Genomic DNA, 16,258 nt, shown 5'->3' on the forward strand with positions numbered 1-16,258 from the left:
GCTTGACGCCGGATGCGCGCAGCCCCTCGCCCACCTCGCGCTCATTGTCGTAAATCTGCGCGGTGTCGACGTGCCGGTAACCGAGCCGCAGCGCCTGCTCGACGATACGAGCGCAGGTCCGCCCGCGCAGTTCCCATGTGCCGAGGCCGATCGCTGGGATTTTGGCACCGTTGCCTTCGACGACATTCATGCGGCCATTATGCGCGCATGGGGAAGACCTGCCAACTCACGTATCGGTTCCGCAACGGGCGATGGCGACGGCTCACCGCTCGGGCTGGTAGCCGTCGGTCAACGTTTTCAGGAAGGCGATGATGTCGGCTTCATCCTTCGCCGTCATCGCGGGCGTGTCGCCCGGATGGCGCTCGAAGGGCGGATCGCTGACGTCGACATTGCCGTGATGTTTCTCCGGCAGATCGTCGTATTTCCGCACCGTTCCGTCGGCCGCGCGCGGGTACACCTTGTCCGGATTGGTATCGCGGAAGTTATAGAAATCGAGCACCTGCTCGAGGCTCGTGAAGACGCCGTTGTGGAAGAATACGCGGCGCGTTGCCGTATTGCGCAAGCTCGGCGTCAGAAACATCCCGCAATATTGCGTCTGCTCGGCAACATCGGTGCGATACGGGCCGCAAACCCCGAGATCGAAATAATCGGGATCGCGATTGTTGCCGAGTGCGGCGTTGCGTGGCGCGCCGAGCGCCTCATACTGGTGGTCGGTGAACAGCGGCGGCAGGCCGTCACGGGTCGGCGCCGACGTATGGCAGCCGCCGCAATTGGCCTTGTCCGGATCGTTGAACAATTGCAGGCCGCGCAGCTCGCTCTCGCTCAGCCGCGCCTTGCCTTCCAGCCAGTAGTCGAACTTGCTGCTGTAGGGATGGAAGCTCGGCTCCTCCACCTGATAGCGCGCGACCGCGAACATCGCTTCCGAGATCAGCAGCCGCGTATTGTCGAAAACGCCGGCGCCGAACAGTTCGGCAAAGCGCGGCGCATAGCTCGCCTGACGCAGCTTCTGCGCCACCACCTCGACGCTGCCGCCGTCCATCTCATTGGGATCGAGCAGCGGGAAGATCGCCTGGTCCTGCAGCGTATCGGCGCGACCGTCCCAGAACAGTCCGCCCTGCGGCACGATGTTGACCGCAGACGCAGCCGTGCCGGTCGCGACCTTCCTGGCGCGCGCGGCCTGCTGGCCTGCCGCGGCCAGTTGCGCGAAGTCGACGACGGTGTCGTCCTCGTCCTTCTCGGGCCCGATGCTGAAATTCGGCTGGCGCTCGTGATAGGTCAGGCCCGGCACGGCGCGCGTCCCTTGTCGGGATTGCGCGGGTCCGCCGAGCATCACCGCCGCATTATTGGGCGGACCGTAGGCGTGGTCGGGACTATGACAGGAGGCGCACGACAAGGCGCCCGACGAGGACAGCGACGCGTCGAAGAAGATCTTCTGGCCGAGCTGGGCCATGCCGGACAGGGGAGCGACCGGCGGACGCCGGAGCTGCACCGGGTTCGGATTGGTCCCCGGAAGCCCTCGTGTCTCGACAGCCGCAACGGCGCCGGCCATGCAGAGCAGGCCGGCGCCGAGAAGCCACAACATGCGGCCGTTCATATGTCGTCCAGTTATCCCAGAGCGCTAGTGATGGTGATGATCGTCAGACGGGCTGACGATGACCGTGCCGGCTGTCGGATCGAGGAACAGCTTGTTCTGCCGATCGTCGCCGTCGTGATCGTGACCATGGTCGAAGTCGAACAGATCCGCGATCGATTCGACGCTGTCGTCGAACGATCCGCCGCCGAGACGCTGGCCGTGCAGCCAGTTGTCTTCGATGAAGCGCACGACCGACGCCTGCGAGATGCGGGTGTGGCTGACGAAGTTCTTCTTGGCGAACGGCGAGATCACCAGGAACGGGATGCGCGTGCCAGGGCCGCAGCGGCCGTTCACCGGCTGGCCGTTGAGGCCCTTCGGCTGCGTCTGCTTGCCGATACCGAGGCCGCACTGGCCAGGACCGTTGACCTGATCGGCGGTCGGATCATACGACGCGCTGGTCGGCGCAACGTATTGATGGTCGTACCAGCCGTCGGAGTCGTCATAGGTGATGATGACAGCGGTCTCGCCCCACTCCTTCTGCTTCTGCAGGAAGTTGATCAGCTCGACATTGCCCGCCTGCTCGTCGAGCGGATCGGAGTTGCCGGGATGACCATCCTGATAGGCCGGCATCTTGATGTAAGAGACGGCCGGGAAGTCGCCGGCTTTCACCGAAGCGTAGAAATCCTCGAGGTCGTAGGCGTGATTGGCCGGATCGACCGTCTTGCTGCCGGGAACGTAGGTGTGGCCGATCGCGTCCACCGAGCTCGGCCGCGCATGGGTCGGGTTGGCGGTCGACTTGTAGTACTGGAACCAGGCGTGGTGCGGGATGTAGTCCACGATGGTGCCGTTGACGTTGCTCGAGAAGGTGCTGCGGGCACAGTTGGTGGTGCCGTTGGTGTTCTTGAGCGTCAGATCGAAGCCGCCCATGAAGCTGCCCCAGCTGATGTGCTCGGCATTGAGCAGGTCGCCGATGTTCTTGCTGGTCATCAGGACCTGGCTGGTCGCGCTCGAGCAGGCGTCGTAAGCGGGGTCGGTGTCGCCGATCAGCGTCAGGCCGCCCTGACCATCGGCGATCGACGCTGACGTGCCGATGATGTTCTGCGCGCCGTTGGTCTGGCCGGAGATCACCTCGAGCGCGCCCGGCGTCGACGGACCGAAGGTGTCGGTCCAGCTATTGTCGCTCATCGCGAAGTTCTGGGCATAATTCCAGAACGCGGTGACGGTGTTGCCGTCGAAATAGCCCATCACCTGCCCGTTGTTGCCGAAGGCGCCGACGCCGCCGGCGGTGCCGCGACCCGTAAATTTCGGGAACAGATCTTCCTTGCCGTTGTCGACCGCCTGCTGCTCGGGCGTGTAGGCGTGGTTCTGCGAGCGCGTGTTGGCCTGGGTGCGGTCGAGGCGGAACGGATTAGTCGCCCCCGTGCCGTTGGCCGGATTGAGGTTCGGGTTGTTGGTCAGCAGATTGGCGTTGGCGAGGTTGTTGACCTTCGGCGTATGCGGCTTCGCAGTGAACGGAATCGAGCCGGTCGGGTTCGCGGCGTTCGGATACGTTGCGAAATAATGATCGAACGAGCGGTTCTCGTTGAAGATGACGACGAGATGCTTGATCGGAGTTTGCGTGTGAATGTGGTGCGGATGATGATCATCGCCGCGATTGTCGTCCTGAGCCGCGGCACCGCACATAACCGCAGTCGCGGCGATCAGACAGACTCCGACCGTCGAAAGAAATTTGGCTTTCACCGTAGTGCCCCTTGATTTTACAGATTTGTGACGTCGACCTGTGACAAGTTAGCCACTGCCGATGACAGCCCTGTGTAAGTTTTTTGCGAGCAACACTTCGTTACAATGACTCATCATCGCGCGCTTCGAGTGACGCTTCGGTTGCAGCACTAGCGAGTGATGATTGAATCGTTCTTGATCTCGATGACGCGAGACGCGCGTCATGAGCCGATTTGCTCGCGCGCGTATTGTGCCGGCGACCGTCCGACGTGGCGCGCGAACGCAACGCTGAACGCGCTCGCCGAACCGTAGCCGACGCGCTCTGCGATTTCGGCGATGCCGCTTTCGCTCTGACGCAGCATGTTCTTGGCCATCGCCATGCGCCAGGCCAGCAGATACTCCATCGGTGCAACGCCGACGGCGCGGCTGAACCGCTCGAAGAAGGCAGAGCGCGACAGTGCCGCCTCCTTCGCCAATTGCGCGACGGTCCACGTCCTCGTCGGGCTCTCATGCATCCGCCGGATCGCAACGGCGAGGCGCTCGTCGGCGAGCCCGCGCACCAAGCCGGGCGACGCAGCGGTGCCGGCCGTGGAGCGTAGCGCTTCGATCAGGAGAACCTCGAGCAGACGTGCCAGAACGACTTCGCGTGCGGGACGCCGTTCGCGGAATTCGTCCCGCACGAACTGCATCAGGGTAGCGAGCCGCGGTTCGCCGCGCACATGCACCAGTGCGGGAAGCAGCGACACCAGGAGGCCCGCGTCCGGCGAGCCGAAGCTGCAATGGCCGACCAGCATCCGCAGATCGGTCGGGCCGTGCTGGTCCCCGATTCTGAACTCTCCGGTGGCGAGCGCGACGGGAGGGGTGACGGCACTCGCCCCGGGAGGCGGCGCGAGGCTGGACATCGCAACGTCGTGAGCCGCCGGCATCAGGATGAAATCGCCCGCGCCCAGCTCGATTGTCTGGTCGTCGTCGACCTCAAGCCGGCACCCGCCCTCGAGCACCACACAATAAAAAGGGTGCCCGACATCGGAGCGGCGGACTTGCCACGCCCCGGCGCCGACTACCGCCTTCGAGAACCCTGCGCTCGGCTGCAGCAGCGTGACGACCTCTGCAAGCGGGTCGATCATATCCGGACTCCTGCAAATGACTCTTGGACTGTCAAATATAGAGGGTCCGGCCACTGACACCTATCGTCTGTATCGTCAAATCACTTCCAGGAGCCGCAAAGAACACCATGAACACCATCCTGATCACCGGATGCTCGTCCGGCTTCGGCCTCGAGACCGCGAAATACTTTCTCGACCGCGACTGGAATGTCGTAGCCACCATGCGCACGCCGCGCGAAGATGTGCTACCGCGATCGGCGCATCTGCGCGTGCTTGCGCTCGACGTCAGCGATCCCGAGAGCATCCGCCGGGCCGTCGAGGCCGCGGGACCGATCGACGCCCTGGTCAACAATGCGGGCTTTGGCGCGGCCTCGCCTTTCGAGGCCACGCCGATGGCGACGATCCGCGAGCTGTTCGAGACCAATACGTTCGGCACGATGGCCTTGACGCAGGCCGTACTGCCGCAGTTCCGGCAGCGCCGGTCCGGCGTTGTCGTCAACGTCACCTCGACTGTGACGCTAAAATCGATCCCGCTGATCGCGTCCTACACCGCGACAAAGGCGGCGGTGAACGCGTTCACCGAGTCGATGGCGCTGGAGCTTGCGCAGTTCGGCGTGCGCGCCTGCCTGGTGCTACCGGGTCGTTCGCCGGAGACCCGGTTCGGCGATACCGCACGCACCCGTGTGCAAGGTCTCGACCACGAAGCCTATGCCGACCTCGTCAAGAGCGTGTTCGCAAGCTTTGGTGAAGCGGGGCCTGTCACCTTTGCAAAGGACGTGGCCGAAGCGGTGTGGCGCGCGGTGACCGATCCGTCGAGCCCGATGCGCATCCCCGCCGGTGCCGACGCCGTGATCTTGGCCGCAGAGCGGCGAGCCTAGCCCTTCATCCCCGTGATCGAGGCGCTGACGGCGCGCGGATCGCGCTGCGGCCAGCGGCCGCTTTCGACTTGCGAGAGGAAATCGCCGACGATGCGGTTGTATTCGTCGGGCTCCTCGATGTTGATGGCATGGCCGCAGTTCGGCATCACCGCAAGCGCGGCCGACGGGATACTCTGCTTCATCAGAATGCCCGGCAACAGACACGGCCAATCCTCGTCGCCGGTGATGATCAGCGTCGGCACATTGATGCGCTTCATCTCGTCGACCAGCGTGTAGAGCGAGGGCCGCTCCTTCTGTACGCCCTGCTGGGTATTGGCCGATCCGACCGCCGAATGCTCGGCCAGCATGCGCTTGAACTCAGCGTGACCGCGCGGATCCTTGTTCTCGTACTGCACGCGCGTCGGCCCGTAGGCGTAGCGCTCGGCGAAGGCCGGCATGCCTTCTTTAAGGATCATGCCCGCGATCACGTCGGCCTCGGCGCGAAACGTCTCGCGCTTGTCGAGCTCGGCGCCGTAGCCGCAGCCGCCGATGCACAGCGACAGCGCTCGTGTCGGGTGGCGCAATCCGAAATGCAACGTCGCAAAGCCGCCCATCGACAGGCCGACGATATGCGCCTTCGGCGCACCGATGTGATCGAGCACCGCCAGGATATCGTCGGCGGCACGCGCCTGCGAATAGGACGAGACCTGCTCCGGCACATCGGACGGCGGAAAGCCGCGCGCATTGTAGGCGATGGTCCGGAAGCGCTTGCCGAAGTGCCGCATCTGCGCCTCGTAGCTGCGCAAATCGCCGGCGAACTCATGGACCAGGATCACCGGATGGCCCGATCCGGTCTCCTCGAAATAGAGCCGCACACCATCATCTGTCGTCGCGTAGGGCATGGTGGCCTCCAGCCTTCTTGCTTTGCGGTTACTTCCTTGGCGTATTACGGGATGGTCGCCCCCGACGGAGGTTTGGCACGCGGCAGATATGTGCCGTGCTCCTTGCTGCCGACAAGGGCGCCGTCATCGACGACCACCTTGCCGCGCACCATGGTCAGCACCGGCCAGCCCGTGACCTCGAGCCCTTCATAGGGCGTGTAGTCCGAGCCGTCATGGATCAGTTCGTGGCGGATCGTCACCTTGCGCTTCGGATCCCACAGCGCGATGTCGGCATCGGAGCCGACCGCGATCGTGCCCTTGCGTGGATAGAGGCCGTAGATCTTGGCGTGGTTGGTAGCGCTGAACGCGACGAAGCTGTTGAGGTCGATACGCCCCTTCACCACGCCTTCGGAGAACAGGATCGGCAGCCGCGTCGCCACGCCGGGGATTCCGTTCGGCACCCAGCGGAAGCTGGTGCGGCCCTTCGGCGCGAGCTTTCCGTTCGGATCGTCGTAGCGAAACGGGCAGTGGTCCGACGAGAACACCGAGAACACTTTCTGCTGCAAGCCTTCCCAGCACGCCTGCTGGCTGGCGACGTCGCGCGGCGGCGGCGAGCAGACGTATTTCGCGCCTTCCATGTTGAGCTGATCGAGATCCTTCTCGGTCAGGACAAGATATTGCGGACAGGTTTCGCCCATCACCCGCAAGCCCCGCTGCTGGGCGCGCCGGATTTCGTCCATCGCCTCGCGGTTCGAGACATGCACGATCATGATCGGCACGTCGACAAGCTCCGACAGCGAGATGGCGCGATGGGTGGCCTCGCGCTCGACCGGGATCGGTCGCGAGGTGGCATGGAAGCGCGGCGCGGTGTTGCCGGCGCGTTCCAGCCGGTCGGTGAGGAAGCGGATTGCATCGAAGTTCTCCGCATGCACCATCAGCATGGCGCCGGTCTCGCGCGCGACCGACATGGTCTCGAGCAGTTCGCGGTCCGACAGCGCCAGCCCCTCATAGGTCATGAAGACCTTCAGCGAGGTGTAACCGTCCTCGACCAGCGCCGGCAGCTCCTGACCCAAGACATGCTCGGTCGGATCGGTGACGATCAGATGGAAGGCGACGTCGACGTGGCATTCGCCTTCGGCCAGCGAATGATAGTGCTTCAGCGCCTCGCGCAGCGTTTGGCCCTTCTCCTGCAGGCAGAACGGCAACACGGTGGTGTTGCCGCCGAACGCCGCCGAGCGGGTGCCGCTGGCAAAGCCGTCGGCCATCACGATGCCGTCACCCGACGGCTGGGCAAAATGGACGTGGCTGTCGATGCCGCCGGGCAGCACCAGCCGGTCGGTCGCGTCGATGATGGTAGCCGCATCGCCGAGATCGTGACCGAGCGCGGTGATCTTGCCGTCACGGATTCCGACGTCGCAGGCAAAGGTGTCGGCAGCGGTGACCACGGTGCCGCCGCGGATGATGGTGTCGAAGGACATCAGGCCGTCCCCCCTTTCGATGAACGATGTTCGATGATTGCGGCAAGCGGCTCGGCGAGCCCGATCGTCGGCTTCGGATCGGGACGGCGGAAGGTACCGGCCACCGCCTTGCGCGGCTTCAGCACGGCAAGCGTCTCTGCCTGGCGCACGGCGGCCGCGACCGGATCGACCACCGGCACCGGAATGCGGTCGCGGACCTTTGCCGCGAGCCCGGCGAGCGGCGCGCCTGACAGAATGACGACGTCGGCGCCGTCCTGCGCGACCGCCTGGTTGGCGAGCGCGACCAGCAGCTCCTCCTTCTCGGCCTGTACGTCGGAGATCGACTGGAAGCTGCCATCGAGCGTGCGGATGCCGGCGCAGCGCGTGCTCAGCCCATGCATCGCGACGCATTCCTCGTACCAGGGCGCCAGCGCGCCGGCGAAGGTCACGATCGCGAACCGCCGGCCGAGCATGCAGGCGGTGAGCATCGCGGCTTCGGCCAATCCCACGACGGGATGTGAGAAGAGCTCGCGCGCGCCGAACAGGCCGGGATCGCCGAACGCGGCGATGATCGCGGCATCGATACCGGGGCCGGCCTCGGCCAGCATCTCGAGCGCGATCGCGCCGCCGATCTGCGCCTCGGCGCGGGTCGCGATATAGGGCACGCCGCGCGCCGCCGTGACTGGCACGAGCTCGGTGCCGGCCGATGCAGCCTTGCTGCCGGCGGCATGGAGCAGATCAGTCACACCAACCGTCGTGTTGGGATTGAGCAGCAGGATCTTCATGTCGCAACGTTCCTCGCCTTGCGGCCGCGCAGCTTCGCAGCTGCGTCCGGCTCTCCAGCCTCATCTCCCTTACCATCCAGCGTCTCGGCCACGATCTCGCCGGTGCGGCGCACGTGGTGGGCCAGCACCTGTCCCGCCCGCGCCGCATCGCGCGCCCGCAGCGCGACGAGAATCTCCTGGTGCTCGCGCACCGATTCATCCCAGCGCCCGAGCACCGACAGCGCAAAGAAGCGCGCGCGCTCGGCCCGCGCCAGCAGCGCCTCGTGCGTCGCCTTCAGCACCGCGTTACGCGCAAAACCGACGATCGCCGAATGGATCAGCTGGTTGGTCTGGAAATAATCGCGCAGCTCGCCGCGGCCGTGATGCCATTCGATCTTGTCCTGCAGCGCCTCGAGCCGTTCGAAATCGGCGTCCTCCATGCGCAAGGCGGCGAGCTCGGCGGCACAGCGCTCGATGCCGCTGACGGCCTCGAACAACTCGTTCAGCTCGGCGCGGCGGAACGGCGCGACCACGGCGCTGTGGTTGAGCCTGAGCTCGACCAGGCCTTCGCTCGCCAATTGCTTCAGTGCCTCGCGCAGCGGGGTTCGCGAAATGCCGAGCGCGTCCGACAGATCCGCCTCCCCGAGCGATTGTCCGGGCGCCAGCTCGCCACGCACGATCATGGTGCGCAGCCGCGCCGCCGCCTGCTCGTGCAGTCCGACCCGCGGCACGCGCAGCCGGCGCCGTTGCAGCGCCGTGATCGCGCGCTTGGGTTCCTTGTTGCGCCTGGTCGCCTTGGCTTTGGTCCTGGCTTCAGTCTTGGCTTGGGTCTTGGCTTCAGTCACCGCTCGCCTTCATCGTTGTGTTCGGAGATCGCGGTCGCTGCGCGCAAATCGGGGTTTGTGAACAGGCTGCCCCAGCCATGGACACGCGACGGATCGCAGCCCACCGCCGTGAGGCACGCCCACAGCGTCACCGCGATCGAATCCAGCACCGGCACGCCAAATCCGCGCTCCAGCCGCTCGGCGGCGCCCGCGCCGCGCATGTTGGTGCAGAGCACGACGGCGGCATCGCAGCCCTCGCGGACCACCTCCTCGATCAGCCGTGCGACCTCAGCCTCGCCGACCTCGGCAAAGGAAAAATTGTCCTGCAACGACAAATGCCGCTCGGCGAAGCAATGCAGCCCCTCCGAACTCCAGTTGGCGATGATCTTGTCCTGGACATCCTTGCGGTAGGGCGTCACCAGGCCGATGCGTTTGGCACCAATCCGCCGCAGCAGGTCGCGATAGGCCAGCACCGTGGTGCAGGCCTTGATCCCGGTCGCGGCCGTAATCTGCTCGCACAAGCTCTCGTCGCGATCGAAGCCGAGCCAGCTGGCTGAAGTGCCGTTCCAGGCGATGACATCGACCTTGGCATGCGCCAGCAATTCTGCCGCACGCAGGATCTCGCTGGCGTCGAACTGGCGCAGCGCCGCCTCCGACAGCGCGATCTCCGTCACCTTGAAGCGCGAGAAATGCGCCGAGACGTCGCCGATCCCTGCCAGCATCGCGCAGGTGATCGGCTCGAGTGCGGTATTCGACGACGGCGTCAGCATGCCGAGCCGGACGGAACGTGTCATTCGCGGGCCTCATCAACCGGCCGAACCCAATTTCGGATTCGGCCGCCTCCGTTTTAGACCGGGAGCTTCCGGCTGTAGTCGATCAGGGTCGAGCAGATCAACAGCGCAATGCCCGCGGCGGCGAAATACATCAGTGCCAGGAAGTACGAGCCGGTGGCCTGCACGATGAAGCCGACGATCAAGGGCGTCGTGACGCCGGCGATGTTACCGCCGAGATTCATGCAGCCGCCGAGGAAGCCGGACTTGCCGCGGCCCGCCAGCGCCGACGGGATCGCCCAGTACATGCCGCACCAACGCAGGAAGAACAGCGTCGTCGACAGCAGCACCACGACCACAACAGGGTTGGTGACATAGGCGACGAGGAAGATCGAGACGGTCGCCATGATCGCAGCGATGCCGAACAGCGTGCGGAACACGGTGTTAGGGGTCCCGCCCCGCGCCCGCCAGCCGTCGCCGATCCAGCCGCCGACCAGTTCGCCGACGAAGCCTGAGAAGAAGATGATGAAGGATGCGCCGCCGAGCGCCTTGATGTCGAAGCCGTGCACCTTGAACAGATAGGTCGGCATCCAGGTCAGCAGCCCGTAGAACGTGGTGTTGAAGAACATCCAGCCGAGGCACATGCACCAGACCGAGCGGAAGCGGAAATACGCCACCCAGCTTGCGCCGGAGGACGGCGGCGTCGCCGCGTCCTCGATCGCATGCGCCTCCTCGAGATAGCGCGCCTCGGCTTCGTTGACCGACGGATGTTCGCGCGGCACGTTGCGGATGTAGTACCAGGCCCACAGGCCGCACAGCATTGTTCCGACGCCGGCGATGACGAAGGCCACGCGCCAGGAGCTGAACGCCGCCATCAGCCACGCGATCACGATCGACCCGAGCGCTGCGCCGAGCGGCGCACCGCCGTCGAGCAGCGTGGCGCCGCGGCCGCGCTCGGTCTGCGTCATCCAGATCGCGTTGAGCTTGCCGCCGGCCGGATAGATCGGCGCTTCGGACGCGCCGAGCCCCAGCCGGGTCAACAGCAGCAACATCCAGCTCGTCGACAACGCCGCCAGCGCCTGGAAGAAGCCCCAGAACAGCGTGGCCGTTGCGATCACGATGCGCGGCTTGAAGCGGTCGGCGAGCATGCCGCCCGGCACCTGCATCAGCGCGTATGTCCAGAAGAACGAGCTCAGGATCAGGCCCTGCATCGCCGGATCGATATCGAACTCCTTGGCGATGACCGGCATTGCGACCGAGAGCGAGGCGCGATCGATATAGTTGATCGAGATCAGGAACAGCATCAGCAGGAAGATCTTCCAGCGCACGCCGCTCGGCTTCGCCGTATCTGCCATTGCGATGGTGGACACCTGATCGCTCATTGCTCGCTCCTCTGCCGGCAGATTGTTTTTGCCCCTGGCGGGACCCTCGTCCTCGAAGGTCGCTGGCCTCTGCTGCCCCGCGAGAAGTCTGCTTCAACGCGGCTGGCGCGACAAGCACATTTTGAATGTTGCATGCAATTTATCTCATCATATTGATATCACTCGTTATTCAATAACATATGCATTGATTTTGGTCAGCCCGTGATGAGAGATTGGGCGTCAGGTCACCCGCTCGGGCCTGGCAATTTCAGGGAATGGGGCCCGGCGATGCGGCTCTATCGATCGCAGCAGCGGCGGTTCGCTTATTCCAAAATGAGTTGGTCCGCGCTCCCGTTGGGAGCGCGGACCTGTCGTGAAGCTGCAGATGCGGAATCGCTTGTCAGCGGCGGATGAAGGCCGCCACCGCCGCGCTGGACGTCGCGCAAACCGCGACGACGAGGAACACCAGCGACGTCTGGTTATGTTTGTCCATGACATGGCCGATGATCGGCTCGCCGAGACCTGCGAACAGATAGGCAAAGGAGTTCATCACGCCGGTCGCGGTCCCTGCCCGCTTGTGGCCGACCAGATCCGGGCACAGCGCCCAGAACGAGGATTGCGGGCCGTACGTGAAGAAGCCGCACAGGAACAGCACCGTCATGCCGAGATAGACCTCGGTGGTCGGGATCGCATACATGCACAGCGCGGTGACCGCGGCGAGCACCATGTAGAGCACGATGGCGAGGTAGCGGCGCGAGCCGAACACCTTGTCCGAGACCCAGCCATTGCTGAATGCGCCGACCGCCATGCCGACCGGCAGCGCGATGCTGATCCAGCGCGGATCGATCGCCGAGGTCGCACCGGCCTTGGCCCAGTTGCTGCCGAGGAAGTGCACCGGCACCCACACCAGCAGGCCGTAGCGCGCCGCGTTCTGGAAGCCGATCGAGACGCCGGCGACCAGCAGGCGCCAGTTCGACAGCACCGCCTTGTAGCGCGCGAGCGAGCCCTCGTTGGCGTCGACCGCGGCTTCGGTTGCGGCGACCTCATCGGCCTCGTCATGCGGCGAGGCAAAGCCCATGTCCTCGGGCTTCTCGCGCGCGATCAGATAGAACGCGATGCCGCCGAGCAGCAGCAGCACCACCGGGATGCGGAAGATCCAGCGCCAGTCGAGCTGGAAATAGCCGACCACCACCAGCGAGGTGACGAACGACAGCACAGAGGCAAGACCAGCCGCGAATGTGTAGAGCCCGTAGACCGTGCCGCGCTCGTGGCGGCCCCACCAGTTCGCCAGCAGCCGGCTTCCCGGCGCCCATCCCATCGACTGGAAATAGCCGTTGATGCCCCAGAACGCGGTGAGGCTGACGATCCCGGTCGAAAGGCTGGTCGCCCAATTCATGATGAAGGAGAGGATCGCGCCCGCGCTCATCACGCGGCGGCCACCGAACTTGTCGCCGAGATTGCCGTTGATGGCCTGCCCGACCGCGTAGCACCACAAGAGCGCCGCGCTGGCCCAGCCCAGCGCTTCCTTGGTGACGCCGAACTCGGCCTGGATGCCGGGAATGGCGAAACCGAAGGTCTGCCGCCCGGTGTAGAAAAACAGATAGCAGAACATCGCCGCGAACAGCATCCGCCACTGCGCGCGGCGGAACGATGTCGCAAGCTCCGGATTCTGGACTCCGACCGAGCCGACGCTCGACGGACTGAACGTGATCGACATTGAGGCCTCCCCATTGTTTGGTTGATCGCAGTCGGCCGCCGCGTTGTTCTTGTTCTCGGGTGCGGCCCTCGTTCGGATGACGCGCTTCGCTACACCGGCCAGGGCAGCGAATAGGTCTTGACGTTGGTGAAGCTCTTGATCGCCTCCTGCACGCCTTCCTTGTAGCCAAGGCCGGAATCCTTGATCCCGCCGAACGGCGACATCTCGATCCGGTAGCCCGGCACTTCCCACACGTTGACGGTGCCGACATCGAGCTCGTTGACGAACCGCGTGATGTAGTCGAGCCGGTTGGTGCAGACACCGGACGACAGGCCGAACGCGGTCGAGTTCGAAATTCGGATCACGCTCTCGATGTCGTTGGGCACACGGATGATCGGAATCACCGGTCCGAACGTCTCCTGCATCACCAGCTCGCTGGTGTAGGGAATCCGGTCGACCACCGTCGGCGGATACAGCGCACCATCGCGATTGTTTCCGTGAAGCAGCTCGGCACCGTCAACCACGGCGGCGTTGACGCGGCGCTCGAACTCCTTCGCCGCCCCCTCATGGATCACGGTGCCGACATCCACCGTCGGGTCCATCGGATCGCCACACTTGAGCGTGCGCGCCTTCTTCAGCACAAGTGCCGCGAAATCGTCGGCAACCGCCTCGACGCAGAGGATGCGCTTCACTGCCGTGCAGCGCTGGCCGGAATTCTTGGTCGCGCCGGTGACCGCAAGCTCCGCCGCCTTCTCCAGATCGGCATCCTCCATCACGATCAGGGGGTCGTTGCCGCCGAGCTCGAGCACCAGGCGCTTGTAGCCGGCCTTAGTGGCGATGTGCTTGCCGACCCTGACCGAGCCCGTGAAGGTCACGAGATCGGCGTCCGGATCGGTGATCATCGCGTCACCCATCGAATGCGGATTGCCGGTGACTACCGACAGCATTTCGGGCGGCAGCCCGGCCTCGTACAGCACGTCGGCGAGCGCGAGCGCCGTCAGCGGCGTCAACTCGGTCGGCTTCAGCACCACGCGGTTGTTGGTCGCGATCGCAGGCGCGATCTTGTGGCTCACCATGTTGAGCGGATGGTTGAACGGTGTGATTGCCGAGATCGCGCCGAGCAGCGGCGTCCGCGTCGTGAAAATCTTGCGCGCCTTGCCCTGCGGGCTGATGTCGCAGGAGAAGGTCTCGCCGTCGTCCTGGATCGCGAGCTGGCCGGCAAAGGAGTAGACGTCGTAGGCACGACCCGCCTCGTAGAGCGAGTCCTTCCAGCACAGCCCGGACTCGGCGGCGATCAGCCGCGCGAACTCCTCCTTGCGGCCCGCCAAAATCTCTGCGGTGCGCAGCAGGATGCGCTGGCGCTCATAGCGCGTCAGCTTCGGCTTGAACGCCGCCGCTTTGGCAAAGGCACTGCGCGCATGTTCCGGCCGCGCCGCGGGCACCGTGCCCACCACCTTGTTGGTGTAGGGATTGAAGACCTCGATATGCTCGTCGGTGTCGACGAGGCTGCCTGCGATCCGCATCTGCTCGTGGCGAACGGCCGGGTTCTGGATGTTCATGGTGGTGTCCTTAAGGTCCGGATGTCACTGAATGCGGTTGAGCGCGACGTCGAAGGCGTCGAAATTGCGCAGGGCGTGACCGGCTGGCAGCGCGATCTTGCGGTTGGCGATCAACGGCACTCGCTCCTCGGTCAGCCCGCCATGCGAGCGCAGCGGCTCGGTCAGGCCGGACAGATCGTGGCGAGACTCGCTGGTGCCGAGCACCTTGTGTTTGGTCGAGATCACCACGATATCGCCGATCCGGTCCGGCGGCAGCTCGAACCGGGCGCAGGCATCGTTGCGCTTCAGCGCGACCTCAATGCCCTTGATGTCGCGCAGCCGCATCAGCAGCGTTTCGACGTCGGCGTCCGCGGGCGTGTAAATCGTCGCGAACGAGCCGAGCGAGCCGTGATGGGCGACATAGGGATCGGTGATCGGCAGGATCACGCGTGCGGCGCCCTTCCCCGTCCAGTCGTCCATCACGTCCTGGAGGTAGATCACGTCGGGCTTGCCGTCCGACAAAAACTTGTCGTTCATGCCGTGGTCGGCGGTCGCCACGATGTTGCAGCCGAGCGCGTCGAGCCTGGCGAGGTAGCCGTCGATCATCGCGTAGAAGTCGTTGGCGATTGTCGTGCCGAGCCCGCCCTTGTGCTGGCTATAATCGGTGGTCGACAGGTACATCAGATCGGGACGGTAGTGCTCGACCAGCTTGACGCCGGCCGCGAACACAAAGCGCGACAGATCGGCCGAATAGACCTCGGGCAATGGCAGGCCGACGAAGTCGAGCACGTTGTCGATGCCGATATTGGCCTTGGTCGCCTGGTCGGCCTTCTCCGACGAGAACGCGATGGCGCGGCCGCTCGCATAGTCGAGGCCGTAGGCCAGCAAGGTGCGCAGCTTGTCCTTGGCGGTGACGGCGGCAACCTTGTAGCCGGCGTCATGGACCCCGGCCAGAATGGTCGGCGCGCGCAGGAATTTCGGGTCGTTCATCATGACTTCGGCGTTGCTCGCCGTGTCGTAGAAATAATTGCCGGCGATGCCATGCACCGCGGGCGGCCGTCCGGTAATGATCGAGAGGTTGTTCGGGTTGGTGAAGCTCGGGATCACGCTGGCGGCATGCACATGCGCGCCCTCCTTCATGAAGCGCGCGAAGGTCGGCGCCACACCGGCCTCGATCGCCTTCTCGATGTAGCCGGGCTCCGAACCGTCGAGGCAGATCACGACCGTCGGCCGCGTCGGCGCGTCGTAGCGGCGCCCATTGACGGTGATGGTTTTACGATTGTCCTGCATGATGTCTCTCCTTGTCACCTGGCCGCCGTCAAGCGCTCACCGCGCTCGGCATCCGCAGCGTCTGCGATGCCTCGATCAGCCGTTCCTTCGAGCCCAAGAAGTTGCGGCCGCGCTCACCCTCGAGCGAGTCCGCGATCAGCGCGTGCCATTCCGCGCGCTCGATCCTGTAGGCGGCCGGATTGCAGGAGATGCCGAGCCGCGCCATGAAGTCCTCGAGATCGTCGGCCGCCAGCGCCAGGTCGGCGCCGAAGATCTGCTTCAGGCTGTCCTCGCAAAGACCGCCCGCGCCTCTGACGCTGCGCAGCACCATCGGCAGCGAGAACGAGCAGGCAATGCCGTGCTGCACGCCGTGCCGCAGCGTGATCGGGTAGGACAGCGAATGCGCGATCGCCGTCTTGGTGTTGGAGAACGCCAGCCCCGCG

General features: G+C 64.9%; 14 protein-coding genes and 1 pseudogene. 1 reads left to right on the forward strand and 14 read right to left on the reverse strand.

Features of this window, described 5'->3' with window-relative positions; translation table 11 throughout:
- The 4 genes from FNJ47_RS35995 to FNJ47_RS36010 form a co-directional block, all read right to left on the reverse strand.
- The coding region (locus FNJ47_RS35995) for an aldo/keto reductase (protein WP_163160640.1) at positions 1 to 190 on the reverse strand (190 nt) is incomplete at its 3' end.
- Between the two features lie 72 nt (positions 191 to 262).
- Positions 263 to 1,582: a cytochrome-c peroxidase gene (locus FNJ47_RS36000; RefSeq protein WP_236000289.1), complete on the reverse strand. Its 1,320-nt coding sequence runs from the start codon at positions 1,580 to 1,582 to the stop codon at positions 263 to 265.
- Positions 1,583 to 1,618: 36 nt separating this feature from the next.
- On the reverse strand, positions 1,619 to 3,256 hold the full coding sequence (locus tag FNJ47_RS36005) for a phospholipase C (protein WP_165446019.1): 1,638 nt from the start codon (positions 3,254 to 3,256) through the stop codon (positions 1,619 to 1,621).
- A 257-nt stretch (positions 3,257 to 3,513) separates the two neighbouring features.
- Positions 3,514 to 4,419, reverse strand: coding sequence for an AraC family transcriptional regulator (locus FNJ47_RS36010; RefSeq protein WP_163160643.1), 906 nt, complete (start codon positions 4,417 to 4,419; stop codon positions 3,514 to 3,516).
- A 107-nt stretch (positions 4,420 to 4,526) separates the two neighbouring features.
- Between FNJ47_RS36010 and FNJ47_RS36015 the strand changes: the two genes are divergently transcribed.
- On the forward strand, positions 4,527 to 5,276 hold the full coding sequence (locus FNJ47_RS36015) for an SDR family oxidoreductase (protein WP_163160644.1): 750 nt from the start codon (positions 4,527 to 4,529) through the stop codon (positions 5,274 to 5,276).
- Here the strand turns inward: FNJ47_RS36015 and FNJ47_RS36020 are convergent.
- The 10 genes and pseudogenes from FNJ47_RS36020 to FNJ47_RS36065 form a co-directional block, all read right to left on the reverse strand.
- Positions 5,273 to 6,157: an alpha/beta fold hydrolase gene (locus FNJ47_RS36020; protein ID WP_163160645.1), complete on the reverse strand. Its 885-nt coding sequence runs from the start codon at positions 6,155 to 6,157 to the stop codon at positions 5,273 to 5,275. The two genes, FNJ47_RS36015 and FNJ47_RS36020, sit on opposite strands and share 4 nt — an antisense overlap.
- 44 nt (positions 6,158 to 6,201) lie before the next feature.
- A complete protein-coding gene (gene hydA, locus FNJ47_RS36025) occupies positions 6,202 to 7,614 on the reverse strand; it encodes a dihydropyrimidinase (RefSeq protein WP_175068465.1) in 1,413 nt (470 codons plus the stop codon).
- A complete protein-coding gene (locus FNJ47_RS36030) occupies positions 7,614 to 8,378 on the reverse strand; it encodes an aspartate/glutamate racemase family protein (RefSeq protein WP_163160646.1) in 765 nt (254 codons plus the stop codon). The genes hydA and FNJ47_RS36030 overlap by 1 nt, the downstream gene beginning before the upstream one ends.
- Entirely contained in the window at positions 8,375 to 9,202 is an 828-nt protein-coding gene (locus tag FNJ47_RS36035) for an FCD domain-containing protein (RefSeq protein ID WP_163160647.1), read from the reverse strand. The genes FNJ47_RS36030 and FNJ47_RS36035 overlap by 4 nt, the downstream gene beginning before the upstream one ends.
- Entirely contained in the window at positions 9,199 to 9,975 is a 777-nt protein-coding gene (locus tag FNJ47_RS36040; protein ID WP_163160648.1) for a maleate cis-trans isomerase family protein, read from the reverse strand. The genes FNJ47_RS36035 and FNJ47_RS36040 overlap by 4 nt, the downstream gene beginning before the upstream one ends.
- A 53-nt stretch (positions 9,976 to 10,028) precedes the next feature.
- Complete coding sequence (locus FNJ47_RS36045) at positions 10,029 to 11,333, reverse strand: MFS transporter (RefSeq protein ID WP_163160649.1); 1,305 nt, start codon at positions 11,331 to 11,333, stop codon at positions 10,029 to 10,031.
- Between the two features lie 379 nt (positions 11,334 to 11,712).
- Entirely contained in the window at positions 11,713 to 13,029 is a 1,317-nt protein-coding gene (locus FNJ47_RS36050) for an MFS transporter (RefSeq protein WP_163160650.1), read from the reverse strand.
- A gap of 89 nt (positions 13,030 to 13,118) precedes the next feature.
- Entirely contained in the window at positions 13,119 to 14,567 is a 1,449-nt protein-coding gene (phnY, locus tag FNJ47_RS36055) for a phosphonoacetaldehyde dehydrogenase (protein ID WP_163160651.1), read from the reverse strand.
- A 24-nt stretch (positions 14,568 to 14,591) separates the two neighbouring features.
- On the reverse strand, positions 14,592 to 15,839 hold the full coding sequence (gene phnA / locus FNJ47_RS36060) for a phosphonoacetate hydrolase (protein ID WP_347341759.1): 1,248 nt from the start codon (positions 15,837 to 15,839) through the stop codon (positions 14,592 to 14,594).
- Between the two features lie 25 nt (positions 15,840 to 15,864).
- Positions 15,865 to 16,258 (reverse strand): annotated as a pseudogene (locus tag FNJ47_RS36065) (iron-containing alcohol dehydrogenase PsrA); the annotation flags it as partial.

Origin of the sequence: Bradyrhizobium uaiense, assembly GCF_010811875.1 — a bacterium.
GTDB classification, from domain to species: Bacteria; Pseudomonadota; Alphaproteobacteria; order Rhizobiales; family Xanthobacteraceae; genus Bradyrhizobium; species Bradyrhizobium uaiense.

Bases quoted from the DNA above. Each gene is read 5' to 3' on its own strand.
- FNJ47_RS36045 (WP_163160649.1), bottom strand. From the start codon at position 11,333: ATGAGCGATCAGGTGTCCACCATCGCAATGGCAGATACGGCGAAGCCG.
- FNJ47_RS36010 (WP_163160643.1), bottom strand. From the start codon at position 4,419: ATGATCGACCCGCTTGCAGAGGTCGTCACGCTGCTGCAGCCGAGCGCA.
- phnY (WP_163160651.1), bottom strand. From the start codon at position 14,567: ATGAACATCCAGAACCCGGCCGTTCGCCACGAGCAGATGCGGATCGCA.
- FNJ47_RS36040 (WP_163160648.1), bottom strand. From the start codon at position 9,975: ATGACACGTTCCGTCCGGCTCGGCATGCTGACGCCGTCGTCGAATACC.
- FNJ47_RS36000 (WP_236000289.1), bottom strand. From the start codon at position 1,582: ATGTTGTGGCTTCTCGGCGCCGGCCTGCTCTGCATGGCCGGCGCCGTT.
- FNJ47_RS36050 (WP_163160650.1), bottom strand. From the start codon at position 13,029: ATGTCGATCACGTTCAGTCCGTCGAGCGTCGGCTCGGTCGGAGTCCAG.
- FNJ47_RS36015 (WP_163160644.1), top strand. From the start codon at position 4,527: ATGAACACCATCCTGATCACCGGATGCTCGTCCGGCTTCGGCCTCGAG.
- FNJ47_RS36020 (WP_163160645.1), bottom strand. From the start codon at position 6,157: ATGCCCTACGCGACGACAGATGATGGTGTGCGGCTCTATTTCGAGGAG.
- hydA (WP_175068465.1), bottom strand. From the start codon at position 7,614: ATGTCCTTCGACACCATCATCCGCGGCGGCACCGTGGTCACCGCTGCC.
- FNJ47_RS36030 (WP_163160646.1), bottom strand. From the start codon at position 8,378: ATGAAGATCCTGCTGCTCAATCCCAACACGACGGTTGGTGTGACTGAT.
- FNJ47_RS36005 (WP_165446019.1), bottom strand. From the start codon at position 3,256: ATGTGCGGTGCCGCGGCTCAGGACGACAATCGCGGCGATGATCATCAT.